We start from the raw sequence: 16,575 nt of genomic DNA, 5'->3' as shown, positions 1-16,575 counted from the left end.
CTGTTGCAAGGGAGAAGTTAAGCAGAGCGGCCGCTGAGCCCCCAAAAATCAACGCGGTAGAGACTGAACACGGGCGACGCCGAACTATTTACCCAAGGAGGATATTGCGTGGTCTTCGAGGATTTTGGATCGGAGGCATGCAAGGAAGAAGGTCGCGCACCGTTGGCCCGCTCTTGCGGTTCAGCGGCGGCAGGGAAGCGGCTCAGCGGAAGCGCCGAGAGCACGAATTCGTCGCCTTTCTCAGACCCAAAGCTAGTAGGCGGGAAAGCGCTGGAGTGTGGATCTATTCAGAATCATGTCGGATGTGACCAGTCAATAATGCCGCCAAAGTCGGGATTCGTGACTTTTCTGAACCGCCTACTCATCAAGCAGGTCATTGCCGCCCTGCGATGATCGACGAATTTACGTCATTGATGTCGCGCCTGCCGCAGAGCGCCATGGTGATGTCCATCTCCTTGCGGATGATGCCGAGCGCCAGCGATACGCCTTCCTTGCCCATGGCGCCGAGACCGTAAAGGAAGGGGCGGCCGATATAGGTACCCTTGGCGCCGAGCGCCACGGCCTTCAGCACGTCCTGGCCGGAGCGGATGCCGCCGTCGAGATGGACCTCGATGCGGTCACCAACGGCATCGACGATCTTCGGCAGCATGCTGATCGAGGAGGGGGCGCCGTCAAGCTGGCGGCCGCCGTGATTGGAGACGACGATCGCATCGGCGCCGGTGTCGGCGGCCGCCTTCGCATCCTCCGGATCGAGTATGCCCTTGATGATCAGCGGGCCGCCCCATTGTTCCTTGATCCAGGCGACATCCGCCCAGGACAGCCGCGGGTCGAACTGCTCGTGCGTCCATGCGGAGAGCGAGGCAATATTGGAGACATTCTTCGCGTGGCCGACGATATTGCCGAAGGTGCGGCGCTTGGTCTGCAGCATATCCAGGCACCAGAAGGGCCGGGTCGCCATCTGCCAGACATGTTTCGGCGTGAATTTCGGCGGCGCCGACAGGCCGTTGCGCAGGTCTTTATGCCGCTGGCCGAGGATCTGCAGGTCGGCGGTCAGCACCAGCGCCGAGCATCCGGCGGCCTTGGCGCGATTGATAAGGTTGAGGACGAAATCCTTGTCCCTCATCACGTAGAGCTGGAACCAGAAGGGGCGCGTCGTCACCGAAGCGACGTCCTCGATCGAGCAGATGCTCATCGTCGAGAGCGTGAAGGGAACGCCGAACTCCTCGGCGGCGCGTGCCGCCAGCATCTCGCCGTCGGCATGCTGCATGCCGGTCAGTCCGGTCGGCGCCAGGGCCACCGGCATCGACACTTTCTGGCCGATCATCGTCGTTTCCAGCGTGCGGTCGGTCATGTCGACCATCACCCGCTGGCGCAGCTTGATCTGGCTGAAATCGCTCTCGTTTGCCGCGTAGGTCGATTCCGTCCAGGCGCCCGAATCCGCATAGTCGAAAAACATCTTCGGCACACGGCGCTGCGCGAGCTTTTTCAGGTCAGCGATGGTGAGCGGAGCGGCCATGAATTGAACCTTCACATCTGAATGCGGCTATCGGCCATAACATGAATTTCGTGGGAGCGTTACGGGAAATTGGCCGTGCCAGGCAGCTTTCACGGTCCGATTTCAAGAGTAACAGGGCGTCTCAATGAAGCTCCTTCTTCGACGCAACGCCGGCCACATAGGTCTCGGCGATCGCCCGGTCGTCGCCCATCGTCTGCAGCAGGAAAAGCTCCTCGGGCAGCGTCTTCACCACTTCCATCTTCAGCGCCATGGCCGGTGTCGCCGCGGCATCGAGAACGACGAGATCGGCCTCGGTGCCGGGTTCCAGCGTGCCGATCCGGTCCGCCAGCGACAGGGCCTCGGCATTGCCGCGGGTCATCAGGTAATAGCTTTCCAGCGGGTTCAGCCGTTCGCCGAGCAACTGCTGGATCTTGTAGGCCTCGTCCATCGTCCGCAGCATCGAATAGCTGGAGCCGCCGCCGATATCGGTCGCCACGCCGATGCGAACCGGCTTTTGGCGCCGCGCCAGCGCCTTCAGCGGAAACAGGCCTGAGCCGAGGAAGAGGTTCGAGGTCGGGCAGTGGACGGCGACGGCACCCGCCTCGCTCAAGGCATCGGCTTCGCGCTCGGACAGGTGGATGGCGTGGCCGAAGAGGCTCTTCGGCCCGAGCAGGCCGTAGCGGGCGTAGATGTCAGTATAGTCGAGCGCGTCGGGATAGAGCTCGCAGGTGAATTTGATCTCGTCGTGGTTTTCCGAAAGATGCGTCTGGATGTGCAGGTCGGGAAATTCGCGGGCAAGCGCTGATGTCGCCTCCATCTGCGCCGGCGTGGAGGTGATGGCGAAGCGTGGAGTGATGGCGACATGGTTACGGCCCTTGCCGTGCCAGGCCGCTATCACCTGGCGGGTCTCATCATAGCCCATCTCGGGCGTGTCGAGCAGGCCCTGCGGGGCATTGCGATCCATCATCACCTTGCCGCCGACCATGCGCATATTGCGCCTCAGCGCCTCGGCAAAGAAGGCGTCGGCCGAGGTCTTGTGCACGGAGCAATAGGCGACCGCCGTCGTCGTGCCGTGGCGGATCAACTCGTCATAGAAATGCGTGGCGATCCTTTCAGCATGCGCACTTTCGACGAAACGGCATTCCTCGGGAAAGGTGTAGGTGTTCAGCCACTCGAGCAGGTCGGCCGCATAGGAGGCGATCACCTGCATTTGCGGAAAATGCAGGTGCATGTCGATGAAGCCGGGCATGATCAGATGCGGGCGGTGGTCGATCTCGACCATGTCCTCGCCTGTTTTTGCCTTGATGTCGGCATAGGGGCCGACTGCTGCGATCAGCCCATTCTCGATCAGCAGGCCGCCATCCTCCTCGTAGAGATAGCTTTGGCTGTCGGTAAGGCTTAGCGGCGCGCGATGGAAGGAAAGCAGGCGGCCGCGCAGGAGTGTCGTCGTCATTGTGTCTTGCCTTCGACTGCGCTCTCGAACCAGGCGACGAGCAGCTTGCGTTCATCCGGCGTGATGTCGGTGATGTTGCCGGGCGGCATGGCATGGCTGCGGCCCGCCTGTATATAGATTTCGCGGGCATGGGCGGCGATTTCCGCGTCATTTTCGAGCAGCACGCCCTTCGGCGGCCGCACGATGCCCTCATAGACGGGCTCGGCCGCGTGGCACATGGAACAGCGCGTCGAGACCAGCTGCTTGACGGCGGGGAAATGCGGATCGCCGGCGAATTGCTGGAAGGCGGGCGCGACCGCGGCCGCATCCGTCTCGCCCGTCAGCAGCTTCGGCGCGGTTGAAAGCCACATGATCAGGATGAAGAGGATGACGGTGACGATCCACGTCCAGGTCGGCCGGCCCTTTCTGGCATGCGTGGTGTTGAACCAGTGACGGATGGTGACGCCCATCAGGAAGACCAGGGCGGCGATCAACCAGTTGAACTGCGTTCCGAAGGCCAGTGGATAATGGTTCGACAGCATGAAGAAGATGACGGGCAGCGTCAGGTAGTTGTTATGCAGCGAACGCTGCTTGGCGACCTGCCCGTATTTCGGGTCGGGCGTGCGCCCGGCGATAAGGTCGGCGACAACGATCTTCTGGTTCGGAATGATGATCATGAAGACGTTGGCCGACATGATCGTGGCGGTGAAGGCGCCGAGATGCAGGAAGGCGGCGCGGCCGGTGAAAAGCTGCGTATAGCCCCAGGCCATGAAGACGAGCACGACATAGAGCACCGCCATCAGTCCCCAGGTATTCCGCCCAAGCGGGGATTTGCAGAGCAGGTCGTAGACGATCCAGCCGAAGGCAAGCGACGCCAGCGAGATCAGGATGGCGACGGGCTGGCTGATATCGAGCACATGCCGGTCGATGAGGAAGAGGTCGGCGCCGCCATAATAGACGATGCAGAGCATCAGGAAGCCGGAAATCCAGGTGAAATAGCTTTCGTATTTAAACCAGGTCAGATGCTCCGGCATCTGGGCGGGCGCCACCAGATATTTCTGGATATGGTAGAAGCCGCCGCCATGAACCTGCCATTCCTCGCCATAAGCGCCGGGTGGCAGATGCGGGCGTTTCACCAGTCCGAGATCGAGCGCGATAAAATAAAAGGACGATCCGATCCAGGCGATCGCGGTAATGACATGGAACCAGCGCGCCGCTAAGGCGAGCCATTCCCATGCTATGGCATATTCATACATCGAGTTCCCCTATCTTCCTCCGACTCGTGACATTGCGGAAATTTTGGCGGGGAGGGAAGAGGAGATTGAAGAACTGCACACGCGCAACGACCGGCGCGGCCAAAGGAGCAATGGAATGATCACCGCGTTCGTCGAGATCTTCAGCGGTTTTGCCGAAGCTGCCGATCGCGGTCGGATCGCCGATCTGCTGTCGCGTGCCTAAAAGCTGCCGAGAAGGCTGTGCATTATCTCAGCCTTATACTGAATCTGCTAATTCAGCAGATCTGGAACTGCGACGACTCGATTACAGTTATTTTTGCAGGCCGCCGGAATAAAATAAGAACCGTTAGATCATCGGCGGCGCATTCATCGACGGAGAAGATGCCCATGCGCAGTATTCTGACGTGTGTGATGATTGCGTATGCGTCGTTGGCGACGGCTCACGACGCACCTTCGGGGTGGAGTTATGACCCCTATTGTTGCAACGGCGACAGTCATAATGGCGATTGCCAGATGATCCCTTCGAAAAGCGTGGCGGTGACGCCAGGCGGATATCGTGTGACGCTGATGCCGGGAGACCACCGGCTGGTGACGCATGCTCATGTCTTCCTGCTGCCAATGACGAAGGCAATGCAATCCGGCGATAACGACTATCATCTCTGTCTGTTCCCGAACGAGGATACGCCGCGCTGTTTCTATGCGCCGGAAATGGGATATTGAAGGCGGACCACAGCACCGGACCCGGCTCACCAACCGGGTCCGGTATGTCGTGGTCCGAAAACCGCTGTACAGTTTCAGGCGGCATGCATCAATTTCCGGCTGCCTTCATCTCCTCAAGGATCCAGTTGCGGAAGGCCTTGATCTTGGGCACGTTGCGACGGTTTTCGGGGTAGACGAGCCAGTAGGCCTTGCCGTCGCTACGGGTCAGTTCGAAGGGCTGGTAGAGCCGGCCGAGCGCGATCTCGGCCGCATAGAAGGCCGGATGGAGAATGGCGACGCCATGGCCGGCGATCGCCGCATCGGCTTCCACCGCCTGGGAGCCAAGCTGGTTGCGCGGGCGCCGATCGAGATCCGTCTCGGTGACGCCGGCTGCCTCGAACCATTGTTTCCACCAGACGTCGCCGGCGTCAAAGAGATCGAACTTCAGGAGATCGCGCGGCTCGCTGATGCCGCCTGCCGTCTCCGCCAGCTTTGGGCTCAGCATCGGGGTGAACTCCAGGCCCATCAGCCGGTGCAGCGTCAGCCCCGGCCAGTTGCCGTCGCCCCAGCGGATGCCGACATCGATCTGCTCGCGGGCGAAGTCGATGATATCAGAGCTCGCCTGAAAGCGCACCGCGATCGCCGGATGTTTCAAGTGGAAGGAGCCGAGGCGCGGCGCCAGCCATTTCGAGGCGAAGGTATGGGTCGAACTGATGGCGAGCGTGCCTTCGACGCTGTCGCGCGCCGTCGCCATCGCGTCGTGCAGCAAGGCAAAGGCTTCGGTTACCTTCGGCGCCAGCCGCTCGCCGGTCTCCGTCAGTGCGATCTGGCGAGGACGGCGCAGGAAGAGCGGCTCGCCGACATTCTCCTCCAGCAGCTTGATCTGGTAGCTGACGGCCGTCTGCGTCATGCCGAGCTCGTCGCCCGCCTTGGTGAAACTTCCGAGCCGTGCAGCGGCCTCGAAGACGCGCAGCGCATTCAGCGGGAATTGTTTGGAGAGTTTCATGGATAAGTTCTCTTGATGCAGGCAGACGGTCGTTCGATTGGAATTGCAGCATTTTTACCGTCAAACTGCAACTCATACCATCAAGCCATCGAGGTGATGTCATGGATTGCTATGCTATCGAACAGAGCCCGCCGCAGCAGACCATCGGAATTTTCCGGCGCATCGGCGGTCGGCTGGCGCGGATCTGGCGCATGCCCAGCCTCGATCTCGACACGGTGCCGGATCGCGTCAAGCGCGATCTCGGTTTTCTCGACGGACGCGATCCCTATTACGAGGACGAGCGCATGCGGTAGGCCGCGAGCGCCGTCAGGATTTCGGCGGCGGTCATGGCGGCGATCACCTCAGGGCGCTTGTCCCTGACCGCCGAGCCGCCGATCGGCAGCGTCAGCCGCTCCATCCAGCCGCGCTCTCCGCCACCTTCGCGGGAAAGCCAGCTTGCAAAGGTGGCGCGTTTGGTCGCCGAGCCGATCATGCCGGTATAGGCGAGGTCGGTCTTTTCCAGCGCCTCGCGGGCGATGAGGAAATCCAGCGCGTGGTCGTGCGTCAGGATGACGACCACGCCGCCGGCCGGAATATCCCTGACCAGTGCTTCGGGCATCGGCACGAGCCGCGTCTTCGTCTCTGCCGGCAGGTTGGCGAGCTCTTCCTGCCGCGTTTCGACGACCGTCACCGACAGCGGCAGCGGCGCCAAGGCCGCAGCCAGCGCCCGGCCGACATGGCCGGCACCGAAGAGATAGACCTCCGGCAGACACTCGATCTCACTGGTTAGCCTGGCTTCGATTTCTTCAGCAACCGCCTTTGTCACCCGGCGAAACCGCAATTGCGTGCGTCCGCCACAGCACTGGCCGATGTCAGGCCCGAGCGGGATATCCATCTCCGCCATCCCGCCGGTTCCCGCCAACATGTCCCGCGCATTCGCGATCGCCATGAACTCGAACTGCCCGCCGCCGATCGTGCCCCATAACGCGGTGTGCGATGCCAGCATGAAGGTACCGGCCTCACGCGGGGTGGAGCCTTGTGTGCCGGTGATGTCGATGAGGATGCAGTCCGGGTGGGCGGCGAGGAAGCGGCGGATGTCTGTCATGGGTGGCTGACCGATGGGTTCGCCGCCGAGGCCAGCAAACGAGCCTGACGCGCGCGCATTTTCCTACACCCGCTTCATCCGCTCGACCGCCATCAGCACCCGCTCCGGTGTCGCCGGCGCGTCGAGCCTCGGGCAGACCCGATAATCCGCGACACTTGCTACCGCCATCGACAGCGCTTCCAGCACCGAGATCGCCAGCATCAAGGGTGGTTCGCCGACGGCCTTGGAGCGGCCGATGGTGGCCTCAGTGTTCTCGGACCATTCGGCGAGGCGCACGTTGAAGATCTGCGGACGGTCGGAAGCGAGCGGGATCTTGTAGGTCGAGGGGGCATGGGTGCGCAGCCGGCCCTTGTCGTCCCACCAGAGTTCTTCCGTCGTCAGCCAGCCCAGGCCTTGGACGAAGGCGCCTTCGACCTGGCCCATGTCGATCGCCGGATTCAACGAGCGGCCGACATCGTGGAGGATGTCGGTGCGGTCAATCAGATATTCGCCCGTCAGCGTGTCGATCGAAACCTCGGTGCAGGAGGCGCCGTAGGCGAAATAATAGAAGGGCGTGCCGCGGCCGGCCTTGCGGTCCCAGTGAATCTTCGGCGTCTTGTAGAAGCCGGCGGCGGAAAGCTGGACGCGGGCGAAATAGGCCTGCTTGATGAAATCGGGGAAGGGGATCTCGATCTCGCCGACGCGCACGCGGTTCGGCAGGAAGACCACGTCGGCGGGCCTAACATCCCATTTCTCGGCGGCGAAGGCGACCAGCCGTTCCTTGATCTGGCGGGCAGCGTCATAGGCGGCCATGCCGTTCAAGTCCGAGCCGGAGGAGGCGGCAGTGGCCGAGGTGTTCGGCACCTTGGCCGTCGTCGTCGCGGTAATTTTTACCCTGTCGATATCGACCTGGAAGCTGTCAGCGAGCACCTGCGCCACCTTGGTATAGAGGCCCTGGCCCATTTCGGTGCCGCCATGGTTCAGGTGGATCGAGCCGTCCTGGTAAATGTGGACAAGGGCGCCGGCCTGGTTGAAGGCAGTCATGGTGAAGGAGATGCCGAACTTAACCGGCGTTAGTGCGATGCCCTTCCTTATATAGCGGCTGTCGCGGTTGAAGGCGATGATGGCGTTGCGCCGTGCCTGGTATTCGGCCGTTTCCTCCAGCTCCTCGACGATGCGGGGGATGATATTGTCCTCGACCTCCTGATGGTAGGGGGTGAGCGTGCGCCCGGAGCCCGGCTGGCCGTAGAAATTCAGCTTGCGGACATCAAGCGGGTCCTTGCCGACGGCATAGGCGATTTCCTCGATGAAGCGTTCGGCCCCGAGCATGCCCTGCGGCCCGCCGAAGCCGCGGAAGGCGGTGTTGGAGACGGTGTGCGTCTTCAGCGGCTTCGACGTCAGATGCACATGCGGGTAGAAATAGCTGGAATCGGCATGGAAGAGGGCACGGTCGGTTACCGGCCCTGAGAGGTCGGAGGAGAAGCCGCAGCGTGCCGCATAGGTCGCGTCGACCGCGTGGATGCGTCCTTCGGCATCGAAGCCGAGCTCGTAATCGACGAGGAAATCGTGGCGCTTGCCGGTAGCGCTCATATCCTCGTCGCGGTCCGGGCGGAATTTGATCGCGCGGCCGAGCTTCTTGGCGGCAATCGCCGCAAGTGCTGCGAACTGATTGCCCTGCGTCTCCTTGCCGCCGAAGCCGCCGCCCATGCGGCGCACGTTGACGGTCACGGCGTTGGAGGGAATATCGAGCACATGGCCGACGATGTGCTGGATCTCGCTTGGATGCTGCGTCGAGGACCAGACGGTGACCTCGTCGTCCTCGCCGGGGATCGCCACGGCGATATGGCCTTCGAGGTAGAAATGCTCCTGTCCGCCGATGCGCATCTGACCTTTCACACGCATGGCGGCATTCGTCATTTCCGTATCCGGCTCGCCGCGCCGCAGCGTCATCGGGGTGATGACGAGCGGGCTGCCATTGGCGAGCGCCCCGTCGATATCGCTCCAATGCGGCAGGTCGCGATAGTCGATCTTTGCCAGCCGCGCGGCGCAGCGGGCGGCATCACGCGTCTCGGCGATGACGGCAAAGATCGGCTGGCCGTGGAACTGAACTAAAGTTTCGGCCAGGAGCGGCTCGTCATGGCTGCCGTTGGAGCTGACGTCGTTGACGCCGGGCACGTCTTTGCCGGTGAAGACCCAGACGACGCCGGGATAGGCGGCGACCGCGGAGAGATCGATAGCGGCGATTTCGGCATGTGCCCGGTCAGAGAGGCCGAGGGCGCCGTGCAGTAGACCTGCGGGTTCCGGAATATCGTCGATATAATCGGCGGTTCCGGTCACATGTTTATGCGCTGAATCATGTCGCTGCGAGCCGTGCATCGGGCCTGCGATGATGGCCTTGCGGTCTTCGAAGGTGGACTTGTCCATTAGCGCCTCCCTCCGCGAAGGGAGTGAGGGGAGGCGACCGCGACCGTTCCCATCGAAGCTTGCCACCAGGTCTTGGAGATCAGGCTGAAGATCGATTTTTCCATCACGCCACCTCCTCGAACCGCTTCAGTTCGGCCGGCGCGCCGACGGTCTCAAGATAGAACCGCGTCAACAGGTTCTTCGCCGTCAGCTGGCGGTATTCCGCCGTCGCGCGCCAGTCGGTCAGCGGCTGGTAATCGGCGTCGAATGCGGGGCGGGCTGCCTCGATCGTCACTTCCGTCCATGGTTTGCCAATCAACTCGGCCTCCACCGTGCGGGCGCGTTTCGGCGTCGCCGCCATGCCGCCGAAGGCGATGCGAATATCGGTGATCATCTCGGCATCGTCGAGCGTCAGCAGGAAGGCGCCGAGCACGGCAGTGATGTCCTCGTCGCGGCGCTTGGTGATCTTGTAGGCGGCAAAGCGGCTCATTGCTGCGGGGTAGGGCACGAAGACGCTCTCGACGAATTCGCCGGGCTTCCGGTCCTGCTTGCCATAGGCGATGAAGAAATCCTCGAGCGGCATTCTGCGCTGGCCTTGCAGGGACCGCAACGTCAGCGTCGCGCCGAGCGCGATCAGCGGCGGCGGGCTATCGCCAATCGGCGAGCCGTTGGCGATGTTGCCGCCGATCGTGCCCATGTTGCGCACCTGCTCGCCACCGATGCGATCGATCAGCCGCCCGAGCGCCGGGATTTTCTTGGAGATCGCCTCGAAGGCCCTGGTGTAGCTGACGCCGGCGCCGATGGTGACGCCGTCCTCGCCTTCCGTAACCGACTGCAATTCGCTGAGGTGATTGATGAAGACGACCGGGCTCAGCCTGCGCATCTGCTTCGTCACCCAGAGGCCGACATCGGTCGCGCCGGCGACGATAATCGCGTCGGGCTCCTGTGAAAGGACCTCGGCCAGCGCCTGGACAGAAGCCGGCACGATCAGCCGGTCTTCGCCATTCCCAATCCTGATCGTGCCGCTCGCCTGCATTGCCCAAAGCCGCGCGACGATTTCCGAGCGCGTCCGTTCCAGCGGGTCGAAGAGCGTACTCGGCCGCACCAGGCTCACCTGCTCGGCGGCCTTGACGATCGGCTCGTAGCCCGTGCAGCGACAGAGATTGCCTTGTAGCGCCTTTTCGATTTCCTGGCGGCTCGGCTTTTCCTTGGCGAGCCAGAGACCGTAAAGCGACATGACGAAGCCCGGGGTACAGAAGCCGCATTGCGAGCCATGACAATCGACCAATGCCTGCTGGACGGGATGCAGCGCGCCGTTCTTGCCGGCCAGATGCTCGACGGTCACCACATGGCTGGCATGCAGCGAACCCATGAAACGAATGCAGGCATTGACGGATTCATAGGCGAGCTTGCCGTCGGCCAGCCGGCCGACGAGCACGGTGCAGGCGCCGCAATCGCCTTCCGCGCATCCTTCCTTGGTGCCCGTCAGTTGTCGCTTCAACCGCAGAAAATCGAGAAGCGTCTCGGTTGGCCTGACATCGGTAAGCGTAACGTCCTCGCCATTCAGGATGAAGCGGATGCTGTCGTTCATGATGTTCCTGTTGTTGTTTTCCAAATGGTTAAGCCGCCGTCCAGCCACCGTCAATCGAGATGTGCGTTCCCGTCACCTGCCGGGCGGCATCGCTGGCGAGATAGAGCGACAGTGCGCCGATTTCTTCGGCCTTGACGAATTCATGCGTCGGCTGCGCCTTGAGTATGACCTCGCTCTTCACCTGTTCCTCGGTCATGCCGCGGGCCTTGGCGGTATCCGGTATCTGCTTCTCCACGAGCGGCGTCAGCACGTAGCCGGGGCAGATGGCGTTCACGGTCACGCCGAATTCGGCGAGCTCCAGCGCTGCCGTCTTCGTCAGGCCTAATATACCATGTTTTGCCGCGACATAGGCGGATTTGAAAGGGGAGGCGACGAGCCCGTGGGCCGAGGCGATGTTGATGATCCGGCCGTACTTCTTCGCTTTCATCAGCGGGATCGCGGCGCGCATGGTATGAAAGGAACTCGACAGATTGATCGCGATGATCTGATCCCATTTCTCGATCGGGAAATCCTCGACCTTCTCGACATGCTGGATGCCGGCATTGTTGACCAGGACATCGACGCCGCCGAAGGTCTTGGCCGCCGTTTCGATCAGGTCGGCGATCTCGGCGGGCTTGGTCATGTCGGCCGGATGATAGAGCGCCCGGCCTTTGGATAATGATTCAAGCCGTTCGACGATCGCCTTGATTTCATCAGCCTTTCCAAAACCGTTGATGACGATGTTGTCGCCCGTTTCTGCGAAGGCAGTGGCGATCGCAAGACCGATGCCGCTGGTGGAACCGGTGACGACGACTGTTCTGCTCATGCTGTTCTCCCTGAAATGGCGATGCTGCGGTGCAGCGCTTAGCTGCGAGGTTATGCCCAAAGCCGGCGGGCTGGCAATTCCGCTTTATTCGCTTTTCTCGCCCCCATCCGTGTCCTATTGATTTGCTTCGACAATTGACATGCTGAGGGAGGGTTTTCATGAGCGGATATGTTCTGGCGATCGATCAGGGAACGACGTCGACGCGGGCGATCGTCTTCGATGGCGACATGCATGTCGCCGGCAAGGGCCAGAAGGAATTTACCCAGATCTACCCGCGCTCCGGCTGGGTCGAGCACGATCCCGAGGAAATCTGGGATTCGGTCGTCTCCACCGTCCACATGGCGCTGCGCGATGCCGGGATCGAGGCTAGGGATCTTGCAGCACTCGGCATCACCAACCAGCGCGAGACGGTGGTCGTCTGGGAACGCGAGACGGGTCGGCCGATCCAGAATGCCATCGTCTGGCAGGACCGGCGCACGGCAAGCTATTGCGACAATCTGAAAAGGCAGGATCTCGAGCGGCTGTTCACGAAGAAGACCGGCTTGATCCTCGATCCCTATTTTTCCGGCACCAAACTTTCCTGGATGCTTGCAAACGTCAAGGGCGCGCGGGCGCGCGCTGCCAGGGGCGATCTCTGCTTCGGCACGATCGACACCTTCCTGATCTGGCGGCTGACGGGTGGCAAGAGCTTCGTCACCGATGCCACCAATGCCTCGCGCACGCTGATGTACAATATTGCCGAAAACGCGTGGGACGAGGATCTGCTCGATATTCTGAGGGTCCCCGCCGCGATGCTGCCGGAGGTCAAGGATTGCGCCGCGGATTTCGGCACCGTCGATCCTGATATCTTCGGTGCTGCTATCCCCATCCTCGGCGTGGCCGGCGACCAGCAGGCGGCGACCATCGGCCAGGCGTGTTTTGCGCCGGGCATGATGAAATCGACTTATGGCACTGGCTGTTTCGCGCTGCTTAACACCGGCGCCGACATGGTGCGCTCCAAAAATCGGCTGCTGACCACCATCGCCTATCGCCTGAACGGCGAGACGACCTATGCGCTGGAGGGTTCGATCTTCATCGCCGGCGCCGCCGTGCAATGGCTGCGGGACGGGCTCGGCATCATCGGCAGCGCGGCGGAGACCAACGCGCTTGCCGAAAGGGCCGATCCGACGCAAGAGGTCTATCTGGTGCCCGCCTTCACCGGTCTCGGCGCGCCGCATTGGGATGCCAAGGCGCGGGGCGCGATCTTCGGGCTGACGCGCAACAGCGGCCCGGCGGAACTCTCCCGAGCGGCGCTGGAGGCCGTCTGCTATCAGACCCGCGATCTGCTCGACGCCATGCAGAAAGACTGGAAGAACGGCACTGAGGACACAGTGTTGCGCGTCGACGGCGGCATGGTCGCCTCCGACTGGACGATGCAGCGCCTTGCCGATCTGCTCGATGCGCCGGTCGATCGCCCGATGATCCTGGAGACGACGGCGCTGGGGGCTGCCTGGCTCGCCGGCAGCCTGGCAGGGGTGTGGCCGGACAGGGACGGTTTTTCGGCGACCTGGAAACGGGATCGGCGGTTCGAGCCAGACATGGACGAGAAGGTGCGGGCGGCGAAGCTCAAGGGTTGGAAGAATGCGGTCAAGCGGACGCTGAGCGAGGGCTGAGGCGCGATCAGCGCCCTCATGTAGCGCCGCTCGTCCCGGGAGATGCCAGCCATTTCTTCAGCTATGACGCCGTCCGTGCTCCGGAAGATCACGAATTTCCGGTCAATAATTTTTTGATGCGGCCTGTCGGGTAAGCGGTTACTCCTTCGTCATTCAAAAAGAGGAGTGAGCGATGCTTTATGCAATCCTTTGTTACGCCCATGAGGAAACCGTCTTCGCCTGGACCAAGGAGGAAGAAGCTGCCGTCATGGAGAAGCTCTACGCCGTGCAGGAGCCGCTTGCCGCATCCGGCAAACTCGGCCCCGTCGGCCGGCTGATGCCGACGACGGCCGCGACCACCGTGCGCAAGGGCAAGGACGAGCCCTTGGTCATTGACGGACCTTTTGCGGAAACGAAAGAGGCGCTTCTCGGCTTCTACGTCGTCGACTTTGAAACGCTCGACGAGGCGATCACCTTCTCGAAGCAGCTTTCATCCGTCAATCCAGGTTCCACCTCTTACGAAATTCGGCCTTTCTACGTCTTCAGGCCCGGAGATGCTTCATCATGACAGACATTGCCTGGATCGACCTCGCGCTTGCATCGGCCCGCCCGAAGGCGCTCGGCGCGCTGCTGCGCTATTTCCGCAATCTCGATACCGCGGAAGAGGCGTTTCAGGAAGCGTGTCTGAGGGCGATTCGAACATGGCCGGAGAAAGGGCCACCGCGCGATCCCACAGCCTGGCTCATCTTCGTCGGTCGAAACAGCGGTATCGATGCGGTGCGCAAGCGGGCGAAGATCCAGGCTCTGCCGGATGAGGACGTCATCTCCGATACCGAGGATGCCGAAAGCGATATCGTCGAGCGGCTGGACGATTCCAATTATCGCGACGATATTCTGCGGCTGTTGTTCATCTGCTGCCATCCCGATCTACCGGCGACCCAGCAGATCGCGCTGGCGTTGCGCATCGTATCCGGTCTTTCGGTGCCGCAGATCGCGCGTGCCTTCCTGGTTTCCGAGAGCGCCATGGAACAGCGCATCACCCGGGCCAAGGCGCGCGTCGCCAAGGCCGGCGTGCCTTTCGAAACGCCGAGCCCGCAGGAGAGGGCCGAACGGCTCTCGATCGTCAGCACGATGATCTACCTGATCTTCAACGAGGGCTACAGCCAGGCCGATCCCAGGCATGAGGCGGCTGCCTTCAGCGACGAAGCGATCCGGCTGGCGCGATTGATGCTGCATATCTTCCCATCCGAACCGGAGCTGATGGGGCTGCTTGCGCTCATGCTTCTGCAGATCTCGCGCCGGCCGGCACGCTTCAACGCCGGGGACGAGATCGTCCTGCTCGAAGATCAGGACCGGTCGCTGTGGAACCAGCCCTTCATCAATGAGGCCTTAGCGCTGCTCGACAAGGCGCTGCGCCATCGTCAGCCTGCCCCTTATCAGATTCAGGCGGCCATCGCTGCTGTTCACTCCCGCGCAAAACGCGCTGGGGATACCGACTGGGTGGAGATCGATCTGCTTTATCGCGCGCTGGAGCGTCTCCAGCCGTCGCCTGTCATAACGCTCAACCGGGCCGTCGTCGTCTCCAAGCTCCAGGGTGCGCAGGATGCGCTCGACCTCATCGATCCGCTTGGCGAAAAACTTGGCGGCTATTTCTACTATCACGGCTTACGGGGCGGGCTGCTGAAGCAGCTTGGCTTGACCAGTCAGGCGCGCGAAGCCTTCGACCGGGCCATTGCACTTGCCCATTCGGCGGCTGAGGCAGCCCATATCCGCCGACAGATCGACAAGATGCAGGAAGAGGCTACGCATCCGGTCGCAAAATAAAATGCGAAAAGAACTGCGCGCTGTCGGAACGGCGAACGTCGACACGTCCTTGTAACAACCTGATAGGAAACAGGTTTCATTCAAATGGAGAGATGTCGATATGACCGCCAGCACGCAACATGAACTCGTCCTCGTTCGCGAATTCGACGCGCCACGCGAGAAGATCTACAAGGCATGGACTAATCCTGATCTGCTGAAGCAGTGGTTCGTGCCGCGTCCCTGGGGGGTGGCGGAAGCGACGCTCGACGTCCGCCCCGGCGGTTCGAGTGTGGTCGTCATGCATGACCCCGAGGGCAATCAGTACCCAAACCGCGGCGTCTATCTCGAGATCATCGAGAACGAGAAGATCGTCTTCACCGATGCCTATACAAGCGCCTGGGTGCCGTCCGAGAAACCTTTCTTCACGGGCGTCATCCTGCTCGAAGATCTCGGCAACGGCCGGACGAAATATACGGCCAAGGCGCTGCACTGGCGCGCCGAGGACAAGGAAGCGCACGAGAAGATGGGATTCCACGAAGGATGGGGCAAGGCAGCGGACCAGTTGGCGGAGTTGCTGGCGAAGATGTAAGCGGGAGGCGAGGCTGCGCGGCGAGACCGCGTCGTCCTGACGCTTCAAGCAAGGTTTGAGACGGTTCGAAAGATGATTCCGCCGGCGCTTCGAAGTCGTTGAATTCAGATTCGAATTGGTCGTCGATCGGACTTCCAGATCGCCGAAGACATCACGCCGCCCATCGAAATTCTCGAACATTCCGTTCCAGAATTTGTATTTGCGCTCTATCCCCGGCATCCTTATCTCAGCCGAGAATTCAACAGGATGCCGATGATGGAACTGGGGCTTTACACATTCGCCGACGTCAATCCCAACCCCTCCCGCAGCAAGGGCGCGGAAGGGGCGGAGCGGCTGAAGCATCTGATCGAGGAAATCGAACTTGCCGACCAAGTGGGGCTCGACGTCTTCGGGCTCGGCGAACATCACCGGCCGGACTATGCCGCATCCGCTCCAGCAGTCGTCTTGGCCGCGGCGGCGGTCAAAACGAGGAACATCCGGCTGACCAGTGCGGTCACCGTGCTCTCCTCCGATGACCCGGTGCGCGTTTTCCAGCAGTTTTCGACGCTCGACCTGATTTCCAACGGCCGGGCCGAGATCATGGCGGGGCGCGGCTCCTTCATCGAGTCCTTCCCGCTATTCGGCTACAATCTCGAAGACTACGACCAGCTTTTCGAGGAGAAGCTTGATCTGCTGCTGGCGCTGCGCGACAGCGAGGTTGTGGAATGGAAGGGTGAGCTTCGCGCGCCGATCAACGGGCGCGGCGTCTATCCCAGGCCGCTGCAGGATCCGTTGCCGCTCTGGGTTGCCGTCGGCGGCACGCCGCAGTCGGTGGCGCGCGCTG

16 protein-coding genes are annotated in these 16,575 nt (G+C 61.8%); 8 read left to right on the top strand and 8 right to left on the bottom strand.

Annotation, left to right across the window (positions count from 1 at the left end; genetic code table 11):
* Positions 1-373: 373 nt before the first annotated feature.
* The 3 genes from MOV76_RS05320 to puuD form a co-directional block, all read right to left on the bottom strand.
* Positions 374-1,516, bottom strand: coding sequence for an alpha-hydroxy acid oxidase (locus MOV76_RS05320; protein ID WP_247263957.1), 1,143 nt, complete (start codon positions 1,514-1,516; stop codon positions 374-376).
* A 121-nt stretch (positions 1,517-1,637) separates the two neighbouring features.
* Positions 1,638-2,948, bottom strand: a complete 1,311-nt coding sequence (guaD, locus tag MOV76_RS05315; protein WP_247263956.1) for a guanine deaminase — start codon at positions 2,946-2,948, stop codon at positions 1,638-1,640.
* On the bottom strand, positions 2,945-4,183 hold the full coding sequence (puuD, locus tag MOV76_RS05310) for a urate hydroxylase PuuD (protein WP_247263955.1): 1,239 nt from the start codon (positions 4,181-4,183) through the stop codon (positions 2,945-2,947). Before puuD ends, guaD begins: the two co-directional genes overlap by 4 nt.
* A 43-nt stretch (positions 4,184-4,226) precedes the next feature.
* On the opposite strand from puuD, the gene MOV76_RS05305 reads away from it, so the two are divergent.
* Both MOV76_RS05305 and MOV76_RS05300 read left to right on the top strand, forming a co-directional pair.
* Positions 4,227-4,385 carry a hypothetical protein gene (locus tag MOV76_RS05305; protein ID WP_247263954.1) on the top strand — a complete coding sequence of 53 codons (159 nt, stop codon included), beginning with the start codon at positions 4,227-4,229 and terminating at the stop codon, positions 4,383-4,385.
* 164 nt (positions 4,386-4,549) lie between these two features.
* Positions 4,550-4,882: a hypothetical protein gene (locus tag MOV76_RS05300; protein ID WP_018243137.1), complete on the top strand. Its 333-nt coding sequence runs from the start codon at positions 4,550-4,552 to the stop codon at positions 4,880-4,882.
* 88 nt (positions 4,883-4,970) lie between these two features.
* On the opposite strand, the gene gcvA is transcribed toward MOV76_RS05300, so the two are convergent.
* A complete protein-coding gene (gcvA, locus tag MOV76_RS05295) occupies positions 4,971-5,867 on the bottom strand; it encodes a transcriptional regulator GcvA (RefSeq protein WP_112904474.1) in 897 nt (298 codons plus the stop codon).
* A gap of 101 nt (positions 5,868-5,968) precedes the next feature.
* Here gcvA and MOV76_RS05290 point away from each other — a divergent pair, with 101 nt between their 5' ends.
* The gene (locus tag MOV76_RS05290) at positions 5,969-6,160 is read left to right on the top strand and encodes a hypothetical protein (protein WP_047618702.1); all 192 of its coding nucleotides are present in this window, start codon (positions 5,969-5,971) and stop codon (positions 6,158-6,160) included.
* Here MOV76_RS05290 and xdhC read toward each other — a convergent pair.
* The 4 genes from xdhC to MOV76_RS05270 all read right to left on the bottom strand — a co-directional run bounded on the left by xdhC (position 6,136) and on the right by MOV76_RS05270 (position 11,729).
* Complete coding sequence (gene xdhC, locus MOV76_RS05285; RefSeq protein ID WP_247263953.1) at positions 6,136-6,951, bottom strand: xanthine dehydrogenase accessory protein XdhC; 816 nt, start codon at positions 6,949-6,951, stop codon at positions 6,136-6,138. The two genes, MOV76_RS05290 and xdhC, sit on opposite strands and share 25 nt — an antisense overlap.
* Before the next feature lie 63 nt (positions 6,952-7,014).
* On the bottom strand, positions 7,015-9,354 hold the full coding sequence (gene xdhB / locus MOV76_RS05280; protein ID WP_247263952.1) for a xanthine dehydrogenase molybdopterin binding subunit: 2,340 nt from the start codon (positions 9,352-9,354) through the stop codon (positions 7,015-7,017).
* Between the two features lie 103 nt (positions 9,355-9,457).
* A complete protein-coding gene (gene xdhA / locus MOV76_RS05275) occupies positions 9,458-10,924 on the bottom strand; it encodes a xanthine dehydrogenase small subunit (RefSeq protein ID WP_113542387.1) in 1,467 nt (488 codons plus the stop codon).
* Between the two features lie 28 nt (positions 10,925-10,952).
* Positions 10,953-11,729, bottom strand: a complete 777-nt coding sequence (locus tag MOV76_RS05270) for a 3-hydroxybutyrate dehydrogenase (RefSeq protein WP_018243130.1) — start codon at positions 11,727-11,729, stop codon at positions 10,953-10,955.
* Between the two features lie 158 nt (positions 11,730-11,887).
* Here MOV76_RS05270 and glpK point away from each other — a divergent pair, with 158 nt between their 5' ends.
* From glpK to MOV76_RS05245, 5 genes are all read left to right on the top strand, one after another.
* Positions 11,888-13,381, top strand: a complete 1,494-nt coding sequence (gene glpK, locus MOV76_RS05265) for a glycerol kinase GlpK (protein ID WP_247263951.1) — start codon at positions 11,888-11,890, stop codon at positions 13,379-13,381.
* 172 nt (positions 13,382-13,553) lie between these two features.
* The gene (locus MOV76_RS05260; protein ID WP_018446745.1) at positions 13,554-13,928 is read left to right on the top strand and encodes a YciI family protein; all 375 of its coding nucleotides are present in this window, start codon (positions 13,554-13,556) and stop codon (positions 13,926-13,928) included.
* On the top strand, positions 13,925-15,184 hold the full coding sequence (locus MOV76_RS05255; protein WP_047618689.1) for an RNA polymerase sigma factor: 1,260 nt from the start codon (positions 13,925-13,927) through the stop codon (positions 15,182-15,184). Before MOV76_RS05260 ends, MOV76_RS05255 begins: the two co-directional genes overlap by 4 nt.
* A gap of 100 nt (positions 15,185-15,284) precedes the next feature.
* Positions 15,285-15,752 (top strand): SRPBCC family protein, encoded by a 468-nt coding sequence (locus tag MOV76_RS05250; protein WP_018243126.1) that lies wholly within the window; start codon positions 15,285-15,287, stop codon positions 15,750-15,752.
* 255 nt (positions 15,753-16,007) lie between these two features.
* Positions 16,008-16,575, top strand: a 568-nt coding sequence (locus MOV76_RS05245; protein ID WP_247263950.1) for an LLM class flavin-dependent oxidoreductase, incomplete at its 3' end; no start/stop codon positions are given.

It is taken from the genome of Rhizobium sp. PRIMUS64, from assembly GCF_023006465.1.
In the GTDB taxonomy this organism is placed as follows: domain Bacteria; phylum Pseudomonadota; class Alphaproteobacteria; order Rhizobiales; family Rhizobiaceae; genus Rhizobium; species Rhizobium leguminosarum.
Note: the sequence above shows the minus strand (reverse complement) of the source record. Positions and strands in the feature narration are given on the sequence as shown.